The sequence below is a fragment of the Microbacterium sp. AZCO genome, assembly GCF_039614715.1.
In the GTDB taxonomy this organism is placed as follows: Bacteria; Actinomycetota; Actinomycetes; order Actinomycetales; family Microbacteriaceae; genus Microbacterium.
Map to the genome: position 1 here is coordinate 3,340,197 of NZ_CP154857.1, position 13,196 is coordinate 3,353,392.

The 13,196-nt window shown below is 70.5% G+C and carries 14 protein-coding genes; 7 read left to right on the forward strand and 7 right to left on the reverse strand.

The genetic code is table 11. The features are described from left to right. The first annotated feature begins 7 nt into the window (after positions 1–7). Positions 8–643 carry a metal-dependent transcriptional regulator gene (locus AAIB33_RS15235; protein WP_345800809.1) on the forward strand — a complete coding sequence of 212 codons (636 nt, stop codon included), beginning with the start codon at positions 8–10 and terminating at the stop codon, positions 641–643. A gap of 9 nt (positions 644–652) precedes the next feature. Here the strand turns inward: AAIB33_RS15235 and AAIB33_RS15240 are convergent, their stop codons facing one another. Then, positions 653–1,606, reverse strand: a complete 954-nt coding sequence (locus AAIB33_RS15240) for an SDR family NAD(P)-dependent oxidoreductase (RefSeq protein ID WP_345800810.1) — start codon at positions 1,604–1,606, stop codon at positions 653–655. A gap of 43 nt (positions 1,607–1,649) precedes the next feature. On the opposite strand from AAIB33_RS15240, the gene AAIB33_RS15245 reads away from it, so the two are divergent. From AAIB33_RS15245 to AAIB33_RS15255, 3 genes are all read left to right on the forward strand, one after another. After that, on the forward strand, positions 1,650–2,459 hold the full coding sequence (locus AAIB33_RS15245; RefSeq protein ID WP_345800811.1) for an HAD-IIA family hydrolase: 810 nt from the start codon (positions 1,650–1,652) through the stop codon (positions 2,457–2,459). After that, complete coding sequence (locus AAIB33_RS15250; RefSeq protein WP_345800812.1) at positions 2,459–3,034, forward strand: YdeI/OmpD-associated family protein; 576 nt, start codon at positions 2,459–2,461, stop codon at positions 3,032–3,034. Before AAIB33_RS15245 ends, AAIB33_RS15250 begins: the two co-directional genes overlap by 1 nt. A gap of 64 nt (positions 3,035–3,098) precedes the next feature. Further along, positions 3,099–3,509, forward strand: a complete 411-nt coding sequence (locus AAIB33_RS15255; RefSeq protein ID WP_345800813.1) for a hypothetical protein — start codon at positions 3,099–3,101, stop codon at positions 3,507–3,509. 7 nt (positions 3,510–3,516) lie between these two features. On the opposite strand, the gene AAIB33_RS15260 is transcribed toward AAIB33_RS15255, so the two are convergent. Then, positions 3,517–4,569 carry a C1 family peptidase gene (locus AAIB33_RS15260; RefSeq protein ID WP_345800814.1) on the reverse strand — a complete coding sequence of 351 codons (1,053 nt, stop codon included), beginning with the start codon at positions 4,567–4,569 and terminating at the stop codon, positions 3,517–3,519. A 106-nt stretch (positions 4,570–4,675) separates the two neighbouring features. Between AAIB33_RS15260 and AAIB33_RS15265 the strand changes: the two genes are divergently transcribed. Beyond that, positions 4,676–4,858: a hypothetical protein gene (locus tag AAIB33_RS15265; RefSeq protein ID WP_345800815.1), complete on the forward strand. Its 183-nt coding sequence runs from the start codon at positions 4,676–4,678 to the stop codon at positions 4,856–4,858. A 1-nt stretch (position 4,859) separates the two neighbouring features. Here AAIB33_RS15265 and pyrE read toward each other — a convergent pair whose 3' ends face one another. Continuing rightward, on the reverse strand, positions 4,860–5,438 hold the full coding sequence (gene pyrE, locus AAIB33_RS15270; protein ID WP_345800816.1) for an orotate phosphoribosyltransferase: 579 nt from the start codon (positions 5,436–5,438) through the stop codon (positions 4,860–4,862). Between the two features lie 139 nt (positions 5,439–5,577). Here pyrE and AAIB33_RS15275 point away from each other — a divergent pair, with 139 nt between their 5' ends. Beyond that, positions 5,578–7,119: a Re/Si-specific NAD(P)(+) transhydrogenase subunit alpha gene (locus AAIB33_RS15275; protein WP_345800817.1), complete on the forward strand. Its 1,542-nt coding sequence runs from the start codon at positions 5,578–5,580 to the stop codon at positions 7,117–7,119. A gap of 32 nt (positions 7,120–7,151) precedes the next feature. After that, a complete protein-coding gene (gene pntB / locus AAIB33_RS15280) occupies positions 7,152–8,558 on the forward strand; it encodes a Re/Si-specific NAD(P)(+) transhydrogenase subunit beta (protein WP_345803452.1) in 1,407 nt (468 codons plus the stop codon). A 60-nt stretch (positions 8,559–8,618) separates the two neighbouring features. On the opposite strand, the gene AAIB33_RS15285 is transcribed toward pntB, so the two are convergent. The 4 genes from AAIB33_RS15285 to AAIB33_RS15300 all read right to left on the reverse strand — a co-directional run bounded on the left by AAIB33_RS15285 (position 8,619) and on the right by AAIB33_RS15300 (position 13,196). After that, the gene (locus AAIB33_RS15285) at positions 8,619–9,887 is read right to left on the reverse strand and encodes an ABC transporter permease (RefSeq protein WP_345800818.1); all 1,269 of its coding nucleotides are present in this window, start codon (positions 9,885–9,887) and stop codon (positions 8,619–8,621) included. Continuing rightward, entirely contained in the window at positions 9,884–10,672 is a 789-nt protein-coding gene (locus AAIB33_RS15290; RefSeq protein WP_345800819.1) for an ATP-binding cassette domain-containing protein, read from the reverse strand. The genes AAIB33_RS15285 and AAIB33_RS15290 overlap by 4 nt, the downstream gene beginning before the upstream one ends. 73 nt (positions 10,673–10,745) lie before the next feature. Beyond that, the gene (locus AAIB33_RS15295) at positions 10,746–11,777 is read right to left on the reverse strand and encodes a substrate-binding domain-containing protein (RefSeq protein ID WP_345800820.1); all 1,032 of its coding nucleotides are present in this window, start codon (positions 11,775–11,777) and stop codon (positions 10,746–10,748) included. 222 nt (positions 11,778–11,999) lie between these two features. Then, a complete protein-coding gene (locus AAIB33_RS15300) occupies positions 12,000–13,196 on the reverse strand; it encodes a sugar ABC transporter permease (protein ID WP_345803453.1) in 1,197 nt (398 codons plus the stop codon).

A 13,196-nucleotide genomic window follows, 5' to 3' on the forward strand; every position in this document is an offset into this window, starting at 1 on the left:
TTTCTGCGTGCCGTCCCCCGCCATCGACGACTATCTCAAGACGATCTACCACCACACCGAGTGGCAGGACGATCGCATCACGCCGTCGCAGCTCGCGGGCGAGCTCGGGCTCGCCCCGTCGAGCGTCACCGAGATGGTGCAGAAGCTCGCGGCGCAGGATCTCGTGACGCACCGGCCGTACGGCCCGATCGGCCTGACCAACGAGGGCGAGCGACGCGCTGCGGCGATCATCCGCCGGCATCGGCTCATCGAGACGTGGCTCGTGCGCGAGTTCGGCTACGGGTGGGACGAGGTGCACGACGAGGCCGAGGTGCTCGAGCACGCCATCAGCGATCGCCTGCTCGAGGGCATCGACGAGCGACTCGGCCGGCCCACGCACGATCCGCACGGCGATGCGATCCCGGATGCCGCGGGCCGCGTGCAGCGGGAGCCGTTCGTCCTCCTCGGCGCGGCCTCGGCCGGGCACAGCGGCCGCGTGCTCCGTGTGAGCGACCGCGACCCCGAGCTGCTGCGCTCGATCGAGAGCGCGGGCGTCGCGGTGGGCGCGATCGCGACGGTCCAGGATGCCGCGACCCTGCGCATCGGCGACGCCGTCGTGGCCCTCCCCGACGCCGCGGCGAGCGCCGTCTGGCTCAGCGCCTGACCCGTCCGGTCAGCGCCTCTTGACCTTGGCCGCCTTGTCGAACGGCCAGCGCAGGCGCGTCGCGTCCTCGCACACGGCCCAGATGCGCTCGGCGATCTCGATGCTGCGGACGATGCGCGACGGCGTCGAGATGCGGGGCTCTCCGCGGGTGCCGTAGCGCGGGCCGACGAACTCCCCGCCGGCGACCGTCGGATCGACGAGCGCCCGCACGAGCGGCCAGGCGCCGCGCTCCTTCGACTGCGCGAAGGCGGCCTGAAGTCCGTCGACGATACGGGTCGAGCGGCTCGGCTCGTTGACCCCGGCGACCTCCGGGGTGCGGCCGCTCGTCGAGTAGCCGGGGTGCGCGACGATGCTCGAGACGTGCACGCCCGCGGCTCGCAGCAGGCGATCCGCCTCGAAGCCAAGCACGCTCGTCGCGATCTTAGACTGCACGTAGGCGCGCCAGGGCGAGTAGTTCTCCCGCAGCTGCGGGTCGATGGGGTCGTACGGGCTGATCGTCGTCGACATGCTCCCGAGCCAGACCATGCGGCCGGACGACGCCGCGAGGGTCGTCAGCAGCTCGCCGCCGAGCGCGTAGTGGCCGAGCGCGTTCGTCGCGAAGACGAGCTCGTTCCCGTCCTGCGTCTGCTCGCGGTGCTTGGGCGCGTGCACGATGCCGGCGTTGAGCAGCACGCCGTCGAGCCGTCCGCGGCCGCGCACCGTCGCGGCGGCGGCGCGGACCGACCCGAGATTGCTCGTGTCGATGATGAGGCTCTCGATCGAGGCATCCGGAACCTTCGTCAGCACCGCGGCGCGAGCGGCTGACAGCCGGGCGGGATTGCGGGCGCTCATGATGACGTGCGCCCCCGCCTGCGCGAGCTGCTGGGCCGAGAAGAAGCCGAGGCCGGCGTTGGAGCCCGTCACGAGATAGGTGCGTCCGCGAAGGTCGGGAAGGTGCTGGGGATCCCAGTCGGGGCGAGCCACGGCTTAGAGATTACGTGTCCGGAGGCCCGGATAGGCTGGCCCCATGCGGACACGCGCCGACATCGAGTGCTGGCTGACCGACATGGACGGAGTCCTCGTCCACGAGAACCGCCCGATCCCGGGGGCGTCCGAGCTGCTCGCGCAGTGGCGCGACACGGCGACGCCGTTCCTCGTGCTCACCAACAACCCCATCTTCACGCCCCGCGACCTGAGCGCGCGGCTGCGCCGATCGGGCCTCGACGTGCCGGAGGACCGCATCTGGACGTCGGCGCTCGCGACGGCCGAGTTCCTCCGCTCGCAGCTGCCCGGCGGCACGGCGTTCGTGATCGGCGAGGCGGGCCTCACGACGGCGCTGTACGAGGCCGGCTACATCATGACCGAGACCCAGCCCGACTACGTCGTCGTCGGCGAGACGCGGCAGTACTCGTTCGAGGCGATCACGCAGGCCATCCGCTTCATCAACGCGGGGGCGCGCTTCATCGTCACGAATCCGGATGCCACGGGCCCGACGCCGTGGGGAGTCGTGCCCGCCACGGGCTCGTTCGCGGCCCTCATCACGAAGGCGACGGGCAAGGAGCCGTACGTCGTCGGCAAGCCGAACCCCATGATGTTCCGCTCGGCGCTCAACCGCATCGGCGCGCACTCCGAGACGACGGGAATGATCGGCGACCGTATGGACACCGATGTGGTCGCCGGCATCGAGGCGGGCCTGCACACGGTGCTCGTGCTCACGGGCATCTCGGATCCCGCCGAGATCGAGCGCTACCCCTTCCGGCCCGACGAGGTGCTCGACTCCGTCGCCGACCTGCTGTCCGACGAGGACGTCGAGTCCGAGCTCCCCGAGGGACTCTGATGGGAGCGCTCGACGAGGGCGAGCGCGTCTTCGCTCAGGATGCCGCGACCTGGCGCGCGTGGCTCGAGGAGAATCACGCGACGTCGAAGGGCGCCTGGCTCGTCCGGCCCCGGCCGGGCTCGGGCCTCGACCTGATCGAGTACGAGGACGCCATCCTGCAGGCGCTGTGCTTCGGGTGGATCGACGGACCCGTGCGCTCCTTCGACGAGCAGACCGGCGGCCTCTGGTTCGCGCCGCGCCGGCCCTCCAGCGGCTGGGCCGCGACGAACAAGGCCCGGCTGCTGCTGCTCGAGGAGCAGGGGCTCATGGCGCCTGCGGGCATCAAGGCTGTCGAGCTGGCCAAGACGAACGGGTCGTGGACGATCCTCGACAACGCCGAGGCGCTACGCGAGCCCGACGACCTCGCGGCGGCGCTCGACGCCGACGCGACAGCCCGCGCCAACTGGGACGCCTTCCCGCCCTCGAGCCGCAAGTTCGGCATCGCCGCGGTCGACAGCGCGCGCCGGCCCGAGACGCGCGCGGCGCGGGTCGACAAGATCGTGACGGATGCCGCAGCCGGACGGAGGCCCAACTGATGCCGCCAGACCTCGCCGTGCTCTACGGGGTGACGATCGTCGTCCTGGTGGGCACACTGATCACGTGGATCATCGCGTACCGCCGGATGAACCGGCGCGACAAGGACTGAGTCCCGACGGCGAGCCGGCGTCACCGCCGGCCGGCGACTCGGCGCCGCCGCCCGACGCCGTCGGCACGGTCGGCGAGCCGTTCGCACTGCCGCTTCCCGCGGGGGCCGCGACGGGCGCCGAATGGCGGCTCGAGCTGCCCGACGGGCTGCGCGCGGCGGGCGAGACGGGGGCCTCGGTGAGCGAAACGGCGGACCCGTCGGGTGCGACCGCGACCTCGGCCACCGGCATCCCGGGCGCTCCGGTGGATTCCCTCCCCCTCGTTGTCGCCGACGCCGAAGGGGCGTACCGGGTGGTCGCCCACCTGATACGCCCCTGGGATCGGACCGTGCTGCGCACGGTCACCCTGAGCGTGGCCGTCCGCTGACCCAGGCTCAGTGGATCGGTGCGTGCTCCTGCACGCGCAGCGGTCCGGGATCGGGGATCGGCACGCGACGCAGCTCCTCCAGCCGGACCGGGTTGATGATGATCGGGCGCAGGAGCGGCGGCCGCACGCCGCGGGCGCCGTACATCGGTTGGTTGTCGATGTTGCTGTCGCCGTACTTGATGCGGAAGAACCCGGCGCCCGTGCCGTCGGGATCGGCCGGCCCGCCCCACGTGGTGCCCCACGAGTTGCGGCAGATCCAGCTGCCCTCGACGTCGTCGTAGCCGATGACGAGCACGGCGTGGCCGCCGCGCACGTTGCCCCACGCGTGGCTGTACTGGCCGCCGCCGTAGACGTCGAAGTCCTGGTAGACCGTGAACGCCGCGATGAGCGGTCCGACGGTGGCGAGGTAGAGCTTGCGGTCGTCGCCCGTGTGGGCCGTGGAGTTCGTGATGCCGTAGGAGCGCAGGGCCCGCAGCGGCTGCGTCCGGTCGTGCGCGATCCACAGGTTGTCGCCGCCGAACGCCGGCGGCGAGTCGAAGGCCGACATGTAGGGGAACGACCCCTCCACCGCGATGCCGCGACGGCGCACCTCGTCGAGCGACGACTGGTTGTTCCACCCGCCGCAGTTCGCGCCGTGGGCCGAGGCGAAGTGCTGGTCGGCCTCGGACAGGTCGACCGGCGCGATCCCGAGCTCGATCGCGGCCTGCGCGCCGACGAGTCCCGCGGTGGCGAACGACACGCAGGATCCGCACTGCCCCTGGTCGGTGACGGGGCCGATCGCGCCGCGATCGCGCCAGTCCCACCGGCGCGGACGGAAGAGGAAGTGGAACTTCAGCAGGTCGGGCCGGATGAGGCGGTTGAGCAGCACGTCCTGGTCGCCGTCCTTGATGCGGGCGATGAGCTCGTCGCCGTACGCCTCCGCGAAGGCCACCTGGTCGGCAGGCACATCCTCGGCGCCGAGGCCGCGGACGACGGGCTCGGCCAGCACGCGCCAGCGCAGGCCCTGGTCGGCCACCGCCTTGCGCACCGCCGAGACGTCGATTTTCGAATCTTCAGGCATTTCGCACCCCTTTCAGGTGCGCCGACGAATGTCGGCGTCACCCGTATGAGGCGGTGCGGCGGAGCGGTGATACACGGCGGCGGGCGGCGCCCCTACGATCGAGGTCATGTCGCTCGGAGTCGTCCTGCTCGCCCTGGGATGCCTCGTGGCGGCGACGATCCTCTGGCAGCGCAACAAGAAGCTCGGCGACGACAGCGCCGGCCGCGGCGGCACGCGCATCGCGATCGTCGTGCTGGTGATCGCCGGCGTGCTGCTGGCTCTCGCCTCGCAGACCTTCTTCCGCGGCTGATCTACTGGGGCTGAAGTCCCAGGTCATCGAGGTCGATCGCGGCGAGCCACTGCAGCCCCTCGGCCTCCACGGCCGCCTGGGCGCCCGTCTTGCGGTCGACGATCACGGCGACCGCGACGGGCTCCGCGCCTTCGCGGCGCAGCGCCTCGACGGCCTTCAGCGCCGACTGGCCGGTGGTCGAGGTGTCCTCCACGACGACGACGCGCTTGCCCGCGACATCCGCACCCTCGACCTGGCGGCCCCGGCCGTGGTCCTTGGGCTCCTTGCGCACGACGAACGCGTCGAGCGGCGTGCTGGTCCGCGCCGATTCGTGCATGACGGCGTTGGCGATGGGGTCGGCGCCGAGCGTGAGGCCGCCGACCGCGACGATGCCGTCGACGTCCCGGATGAGGTCGAGGATGATGCGGCCGATCGCCGGGGCCGCGCGGTGGTCGAGCGTGAGCTTGCGCATGTCGACGTAGTACGACGCCTTCTTGCCGCTGGAGAGCGTGAAGTCCCCGTGGAACACGGCCTCCGCCTTGATGAGCGCGATGAGGTTCTGGCGGTCGAGCTCGAGCTCGGACGTGGAGGCGACGGTCATACGGCGAGCGTATCGAAACACGTTCGTGAGCGTTCGGATGGTCCAGGATGCCGGAGCGACTCCTAGAGTCGGAGGAAGTGCGCCATCGCGGCGGGAACGGTCGCCGCGGCGACGTTCGGACGCGAGCACAGGAGCCTGCATGAGTCGGATCGGCATCGTCGCTGAGCAGCCCGGAGAGACCCGGGTCGCCGCGACCCCCACCACGGTGGGCAAGCTGCGCGGGCTCGGCTACGAGGTCGTCGTGGAGCGGGGCGCGGGCGAGGCATCCGCGTTCCCCGATCATGCCTATGCGGATGCCGGCGCGACCGTCGTCGACCGCGCCACGGCGTGGGCGGCGCCCATCGTGCTCAAGGTCGACGCCCCCACCCGCGACGAGATCGCCCGGCTCGCCGACGGAGCGACCCTCATCGGGATGCTGAGCCCCGCGCTGCGCCCCGACGTGCGGGAGTCGCTCGAGACGCGCGGCATCACAGCGCTCGCCCTCGACGCCGTGCCGCGCATCTCGCGTGCGCAGTCGATGGACGTGCTCAGCTCGATGGCCAACATCGCCGGCTACCGCGCGGTCGTCGAGGCGGCGCACGAGTTCGGCCGGTTCTTCACGGGCCAGGTGACCGCCGCCGGCAAGGTTCCGCCCGCCAAGGTGCTCGTCGCGGGCGCCGGCGTCGCGGGTCTCGCGGCGATCGGCGCCGCCTCGAGCCTCGGCGCGATCGTGCGGGCGACCGACCCCCGCCCCGAGGTCGCCGACCAGGTGCGCTCGATCGGCGGCGAGTACCTGCCGGTCGAGGCCGTCGTCGAGGAGTCGACCGACGGCTACGCGAAGGCGACGAGCGAGGCGTACGACCGCGCCGCGGCGGCGCTCTACTCCGCGCAGGCGCGCGACGTCGACATCGTCATCACGACGGCGCTCATCCCGGGCCGGCCGGCGCCGCGCCTCATCACGGCGGCGGACGTCGCGGCGATGCGGCCCGGGAGCGTCATCGTCGACATGGCGGCCATCCAGGGCGGCAACGTCGAGGGCTCGGTCGCCGGTGAGCGCGTCGTCACGCCGAACGGCGTGGTGATCCTCGGGTACACCGACCTCGCGGGGCGGCTCCCGACGCAGGCGTCCCAGCTGTACGGCACGAACATCCTCAATCTGCTCGCGCTGCTGACCCCCGGCAAGGACGGCGTCCTCGTCCTCGACTTCGACGACGTCGTGCAGCGGTCGATCACGGTCGTGCGCGACGGCGAGTCGACATGGCCGCCACCGCCGGTGCCGGTGTCGGCCGCGCCGGCGAAGACCGCGCCGGCGGTCGCTCCCGCCGCCGCTGCGCCGAAGAGGACGCTGTCTCAGGGCGCGCGCACGGGCCTGATCGCCCTCGGCATCGGCGCCTTCTTCCTCGTCGCGGCCATCGCGCCCGACCCCCTTCCGCAGCACTTCACCGTGCTGATGCTGTCGGTCGTCGTCGGGTTCTACGTCATCGGCCACGTGCACCACGCCCTGCACACGCCGCTGATGAGCGTCACCAACGCGATCTCGGGCATCATCGTGGTGGGCGCGATGCTGCAGCTCGCCTCGCCGTTCCTCGTCGTGCAGGTGCTCGCCGCGATCGCCGTGCTGCTGGCGAGCATCAACATCTTCGGCGGGTTCTCGGTCACGCGCCGAATGCTCGCGATGTTCCAGAAGGGCGGCAGCCGGTGACGGTCGTCGCGGGGACCGCCGTCTACGCACCGGTGCCGTCTGTCGCCGAGTCGGTCGCGAGCGCCGCGTACATCGTCGCGGCCCTGCTGTTCATCCTCGCCCTGGCTGGACTCAGCAAGCACGACACCGCGCGCCGTGGTGTCGTCTACGGCATCGCCGGCATGACGATCGCGCTCCTCGCGACGGCGTGGCTCACGATCGAGGACCTCTGGGGGCAGGCGCAGGCGACGACGGGGCTGCTCCTGCTCGTCGTCGCGGTGCTCGTCGGCGGCGCGATCGGCCTGTGGCGCGCGCGTCGCGTCGAGATGACCGGGATGCCCGAGCTCATCGCCCTCTTCCACAGCTTCGTCGGTCTCGCGGCCGTGCTGGTCGGATGGAACGGCGCGGTCTCGGTCGCCGAGGTCCCGCTCGATCTCGTCGGCATCCACAATGCCGAGGTCTTCATCGGCGTCTTCATCGGGGCCGTGACGTTCACCGGGTCGATCGTCGCGTTCCTCAAGCTCTCGGGTCGCATGTCGTCGAAGCCGCTCATGCTGCCGGGCAAGAACGTGCTCAATGTCGCCGCGCTCGTCGCGTTCCTCGTCCTGACCGTCTGGTACGTCGTCACCCCGAACATCTGGCTGCTCGTCGCCGTGACGCTCCTCGCGCTCGCTCTCGGCTGGCACCTGGTCGCCTCGATCGGCGGCGGCGACATGCCCGTCGTGGTGTCGATGCTCAACAGCTACTCGGGCTGGGCCGCGGCCGCCGCGGGCTTCCTGCTGAACAACGACCTGCTCATCATCACGGGCGCGCTCGTCGGTTCCTCCGGTGCCTACCTCAGCTACATCATGTGCAAGGCGATGAACCGGTCGTTCCTGTCGGTCATCGCGGGCGGCTTCGGCATCGAGGCCCCGCGCGACGGCGAGGATGCGGGCGGAGAGCATCGGGAAGTGGATGCCGACACCGTCGCCGACCTGCTCGCGTCGGCGTCGAGCGTGGTGATCACGCCCGGCTACGGCATGGCGGTCGCTCAGGCCCAGTACCCCGTCGCCGAGCTCGCGGCGCAGCTGCGGGAGCGCGGCATCGACGTGCGGTTCGGCATCCATCCCGTCGCGGGACGCCTTCCCGGGCACATGAACGTGCTCTTGGCGGAGGCCAAGGTGCCGTACGACATCGTGCTCGAGATGGACGAGATCAACGGCGACTTCGCCGGGACGTCCGTCGTGCTCGTGATCGGGGCGAACGACACGGTCAACCCGGCGGCGGCGGAGGATCCGACGAGCCCCATCGCGGGGATGCCGGTGCTGCGCGTGTGGGAGGCCGAGAACGTCGTCGTCTTCAAGCGCTCGATGGCCTCGGGGTACGCCGGCGTGCAGAACCCGCTGTTCTTCCGCGACAACGCCCAGATGCTCTTCGGCGACGCGAAGGAGCGGGTCGAGGACATCCTCCGCGCACTCTGAGCCCAGACTCGAAGAGCCCGGCCTCTCGGCCGGGCTCTTCGTCTGACGGTTCGGGCTCCGTCAGGTTCGTACGCCGTTGCCGCGCAGGCGCGACAGCGCGTCGACGGTCGCGGCGAGGATCAGCACCGCGCCGGTGACCATGAGGTTGATGCCGGCGCCGAGGTTGAGCAGGCCGAGGCCGTTCGTGATCACGGCGATGACGAGCGCACCGATGGCGGCGTGCGTGAGACGGCCCTTGCCGCCGAAGAGGCTGACACCGCCGACGACGGCCGCGGCGACGCCGCTCAGGACGATGTCGCGTCCGACCGTCGCGTCGACCGAGCCGACCCGCGACACGCTGAGCAGCGCCGAGAAGACGGCCAGCGTGGAACAGATCACGAAGGCCCACCACTTGATCCAGCGCACCTTGACGCCCGAGCGGCGGGCGGCCTCGGCGTTGCCGCCGATCGCGTAGACGTAGCGGCCGTACTTCGTCCGGTCGAGCAGGAACGTGCCGAGCCACAGGATGACGAGCACGATCGGCACGATGAGCGGCACACCCTCGACGGCGAACAGGCCCTGCCCGCGGTTCTGGTTGAGGATGTAGATCGCGATCCCGCCGATGACCGCGATGGCGGCCAGCTTGATCCACACGAGGGTGATGGTCCGGTTCGGCACGCCCGCACGGGCGCGGCGGGCGCGGTCCCAGAACGCCGTCCCCGCCGAGATGGCGAGGATGATGACGAGCATCGCCCAGCCGGCCCACGGCGGCAGGTTGCCGTTCTGCAGTGCGATGAGCTCGGGCACCTCGATGCGGAACAGGCCGCCCGAGCCGATGATCAGCAGTGCGAGGCCCTGATAGCCGAGGAACAGACCCAGCGTCACGACGAACGACGGGATGCCGATCCTCGCGACGAAGAAGCCGATGATCGCACCGGTCAGCACGCCGAACCCGAAGCCCACGATGAGCGCGATCGGCCACGGCACGTGGAAGTTCGCGTTGAGCACGACGAAGAGCGCCATCGCGACGCCGCCCGTCACACCGGCGGACAGGTCGATCTCGCCGAGCAGCAGCACGAACACCAGCGCCATGCCGAGCATGACGAGGGTCGCGGCCTGATTGAGCAGGTTCGCGAAGTTGCGCTCGGTCAGGAAGAACGGGCTCAGCGACGCGAAGAGGATCGACAGCACGACGAGTCCGCCGATCGCGGGCAGGGCCCCCATGTCGCCGGAGCGCACGCGCTGCCACCACGCCTGCAGCTGATCGCCGAGGCCTCCCTCGACGCCGCTGCCGATCATGTCGCCGACCGCCGGGTCGGGACCGGCGTTCGTGGTCGTCGAGGCGGTCATGCCGCACCTCCCGGGGTCTCGAGCGTGGTCGTGCCGATGAGCTCGACGCCCATCGTCTTCGTGCCGGTGATGTAGCCCACGACGTCGTCGCGGTTGGTGTCCTTCGTCTCGATCTGCGCCACCATCTGGCCGAGGTACAGCACGGCGATGTCGTCGGCGACGGCGAACACGTCGGCGAGGTTGTGGCTGATGAGGACGACGGCCACGTTCTGCTCGGCGAGGCGCTCCACGAGGTGCAGCACCTGCTCGGTCTGGGCGACGCCGAGGGCCGCGGTCGGCTCGTCGAGGATCACCACGCGCGCCTTCTTCAGCACCGCGCGCGCGATCGCGACGGTCTGTCGCTGGCCGCCGGAGAGGCTCGAGACCTTCTGCCGCACCGACTTCACGGTGCGGACCGAGAGCGAGCGCAGCGTGTCGGACGCCTCCTTCTCCATGCGCCCCTCGTCGAACGTGCCGAACGAGAGCTCCTCGCGGCCGAGGAACATGTTCTGCACGATGTCGAGGTTGTCGCACAGCGCGAGGTCCTGGTACACGACCTCGATGCCGAGGGCAGCGGCCTCGCGCGGCGTGTGCAGCGCGCGGTGCTCCCCGTCGATGAGGACTTCGCCTTCGTCATACGGCTGGACGCCGGCGAGACCCTTGATGAGCGTCGACTTGCCGGCGCCGTTGTCGCCGACGAGTGCTGTGACCTTTCCCGGCCGCACCTTGAGGTCGACGCCCTTGAGCACACTGACGGGGCCGAACGACTTCTTCACGCCCCGGAGTTCGATGATGGGTTCTGACATGCTCGCTTCCTTGCGCTGTCGTGCGTGAAAGGGGCGCCGCGACGCCTGGCCGCGACGCCCCTTTCTGCGTACGTTACTGCGTTACGCCGTTCGCGTCGCAGGCGGCCTTGACTTCGGCCGTGCAGACGTCGCTGTAGGAGGCGTCACCGGCGGCGATGACCTCCTTGACCTCCTTGGGGCCGACGAGCTGCGGCGTGACCTGGACGTACGGGGTGCCGTCGTCGAGCTTCGCCTGCGCGTTGACCTTCTCGCCCTTGAGGAGCGCGACGGCCGTCGCGACCGCGGCGGTCGCCTCGTCCTTGACCGGCTTGTAGACGGTGGCGGTCTGCCAGCCGAGCAGGATGTTCTGCAGGCCCGCGACGTTCGCGTCCTGACCCGAGACGGCGACGCCCTTCAGGTTGTTGTCCTGCAGCACCTTGATGACACCGGCCGCGTTGGTGTCGTTCGCGACCCACACGCCGTCGACCTTGCCGCCCAGACCCGTGAGGGCCTGCTCGAAGTTGGTCTGCGACTTGGCCTGGTCCCAGACCCCCGGAGGCTCGGCGGCCGCCTTGATGCCGGCAGCCTCCATGACCTCGACGGCGCCATCGTGGAACATCTTGGCGTTGCCGTCGGTCGGGTCGCCGCCCATGTAGACGACGGTCGCGGTGGCGGGATCCTTGCCGGCGGCCTTCAGGCCGTCGAGGACCGTCTGGCCCTCCAGCTTGCCGACCTCGTTGTTGTCGAACGACACGTAGTAGTCGGCGCCCGTGAACGGACGGTCGTAGGCGACGACGGGGATGCCCTCGTTCTTCGCCTTCGTCGCGACGCCCTCTGCGGCACCCTGGTAGTCGACGAGCAGCATCACGCCGCAGCCCTTCGTGAGCTGCTGGTCGGCGATCGTCGCGTACTTGTTGACGTCACCCTGGGCATTCTGGATGTCGGCATCGAAGCCGGCGGCCTTCAGGCCCTCCTCGAGGTACTTCCGGTCGAAGTTCTCCCAGCGCGGCGAGGACGCCGCGTCGGGCAGGATGACGCACGCGCGCGTCGAAGCGGCGTCGCCGCCGCCTCCGCTCTCGGTGGAGCTTCCTCCGCCCGAGCTGGAACAGCCGGCCAGAAGGGCCACTGCCGCACTCCCCAGTGCGACCGCGGCGATAACGGATGACTTCCTCATCATTCGCCTTTCATCGTTGAATGTGCAGACGCGCCTCACGGGCATTTCGCGTCTGAAGCGATCATCCCCAGCGCGATTCTTGTCGTCAAGTAGTGAACGTAACGCTTTGGCAACGGCGAGGATGCGTTCGTCCAGTGAAGGCAACGGCCGTCCCGCGGGATGGCGTTTACCGGCTCAGGCGCGGCCCGTTGCGGCTCTCGTGCGCCGCGAGATCGAGTCGACGATGACCGCGAGCACGAGCACGACGCCCGTGATGATGAAGCGCACCGACGAGTCGAGATTCAGCAGCGTCAGACCCGACGAGATCGACTGGATGACGATGATGCCGAGGAGCGCCGAGAAGGCGGTGCCCCGGCCGCCGAACAGGCTCGCGCCGCCGATGACCGCGGCCGCGATGGCATTGAGGTTCGTGTCGCCGCCGCCCGAGCTCTGGTTCGCCGCCGCGAGGCGGGCGGCCGCGAGGATCCCGCCGACCGCCGCGAACGTCGAGCAGAGCATGAAGACCGAGTAGTAGATGCGGTCGACGCGGATGCCGGCGCGCCGCGCGGCCTCGACCGAGCCGCCGACCGCGTAGACGGCCCGTCCCCACCGGGTGCGGGTCAGGACGAGGTGCATCGTCACGACGAGCGCGATGAAGAACAGGAACATCAGCCCGACACCCCGCGACAGGTTGAGGTACCAGGCCGAGACGAGGAGGAACAGCAGCAGGCCGCCGCTTCGGATGCCGATCTCCAGGTAGCTCTGCGCCACGAGGTTCGCCGCCGTGCGGCGCCGCGCACGGCGCACGAGCGAGAGCGTGTAGACGGCGACGGCGAGGACCGCCACGACGTACGACGCCCACGCCGGCAGGAACATCTGCTGGGCGAACTGCACGAGCCACGAGTCGAACGGCAGGTTGATCGAGCCCGCGCTGCCGAGCACCCAGAGCTGCACGCCGAGGAACCCGAGGAGGCCGGCGAGGGTGATGACGAAGCTCGGCAGGCCGAACCGCGTGTACAGGAAGCCGTAGATGAGCCCGGCGACCAAGCCCGCCGCGACGGCGGCGAGGAGCGCGAAGACGACGTTCCACTGCAGCTCGACGAGGGTCACCGCGAGGAGCGCGGCGGCCAGGCCCGACACGGATCCCACCGACAGGTCGATCTCGCCGACGAGCAGCACGACGACGATGCCGAGCGCCAGCGTGCCGATCGCGGCGCACTGCATCGTGAGGTTCACGAGGTTCGTGCTCGAGAGGAACACGGGGTTGAGCAGCTGGAAGACGCCCCAGATCACGACGAGTCCCACGATCACCGGCAGCGACCCGAGGTCGCCGCCCTTGACCCGGTCGACGAAAGCGCCCGCGGCGCGGCGGATCGCGCCGGGGCTCAGCAT

Bases quoted from the DNA above. Each gene is read 5' to 3' on its own strand.
- AAIB33_RS15245 (WP_345800811.1), top strand. From the start codon at position 1,650: ATGCGGACACGCGCCGACATCGAGTGCTGGCTGACCGACATGGACGGA.
- AAIB33_RS15250 (WP_345800812.1), top strand. From the start codon at position 2,459: ATGGGAGCGCTCGACGAGGGCGAGCGCGTCTTCGCTCAGGATGCCGCG.
- AAIB33_RS15260 (WP_345800814.1), bottom strand. From the start codon at position 4,569: ATGCCTGAAGATTCGAAAATCGACGTCTCGGCGGTGCGCAAGGCGGTG.
- AAIB33_RS15265 (WP_345800815.1), top strand. From the start codon at position 4,676: ATGTCGCTCGGAGTCGTCCTGCTCGCCCTGGGATGCCTCGTGGCGGCG.
- pyrE (WP_345800816.1), bottom strand. From the start codon at position 5,438: ATGACCGTCGCCTCCACGTCCGAGCTCGAGCTCGACCGCCAGAACCTC.
- AAIB33_RS15275 (WP_345800817.1), top strand. From the start codon at position 5,578: ATGAGTCGGATCGGCATCGTCGCTGAGCAGCCCGGAGAGACCCGGGTC.
- AAIB33_RS15285 (WP_345800818.1), bottom strand. From the start codon at position 9,887: ATGACCGCCTCGACGACCACGAACGCCGGTCCCGACCCGGCGGTCGGC.
- AAIB33_RS15290 (WP_345800819.1), bottom strand. From the start codon at position 10,672: ATGTCAGAACCCATCATCGAACTCCGGGGCGTGAAGAAGTCGTTCGGC.
- AAIB33_RS15300 (WP_345803453.1), bottom strand. From the start codon at position 13,196: ATGCTGAGCCCCGGCGCGATCCGCCGCGCCGCGGGCGCTTTCGTCGAC.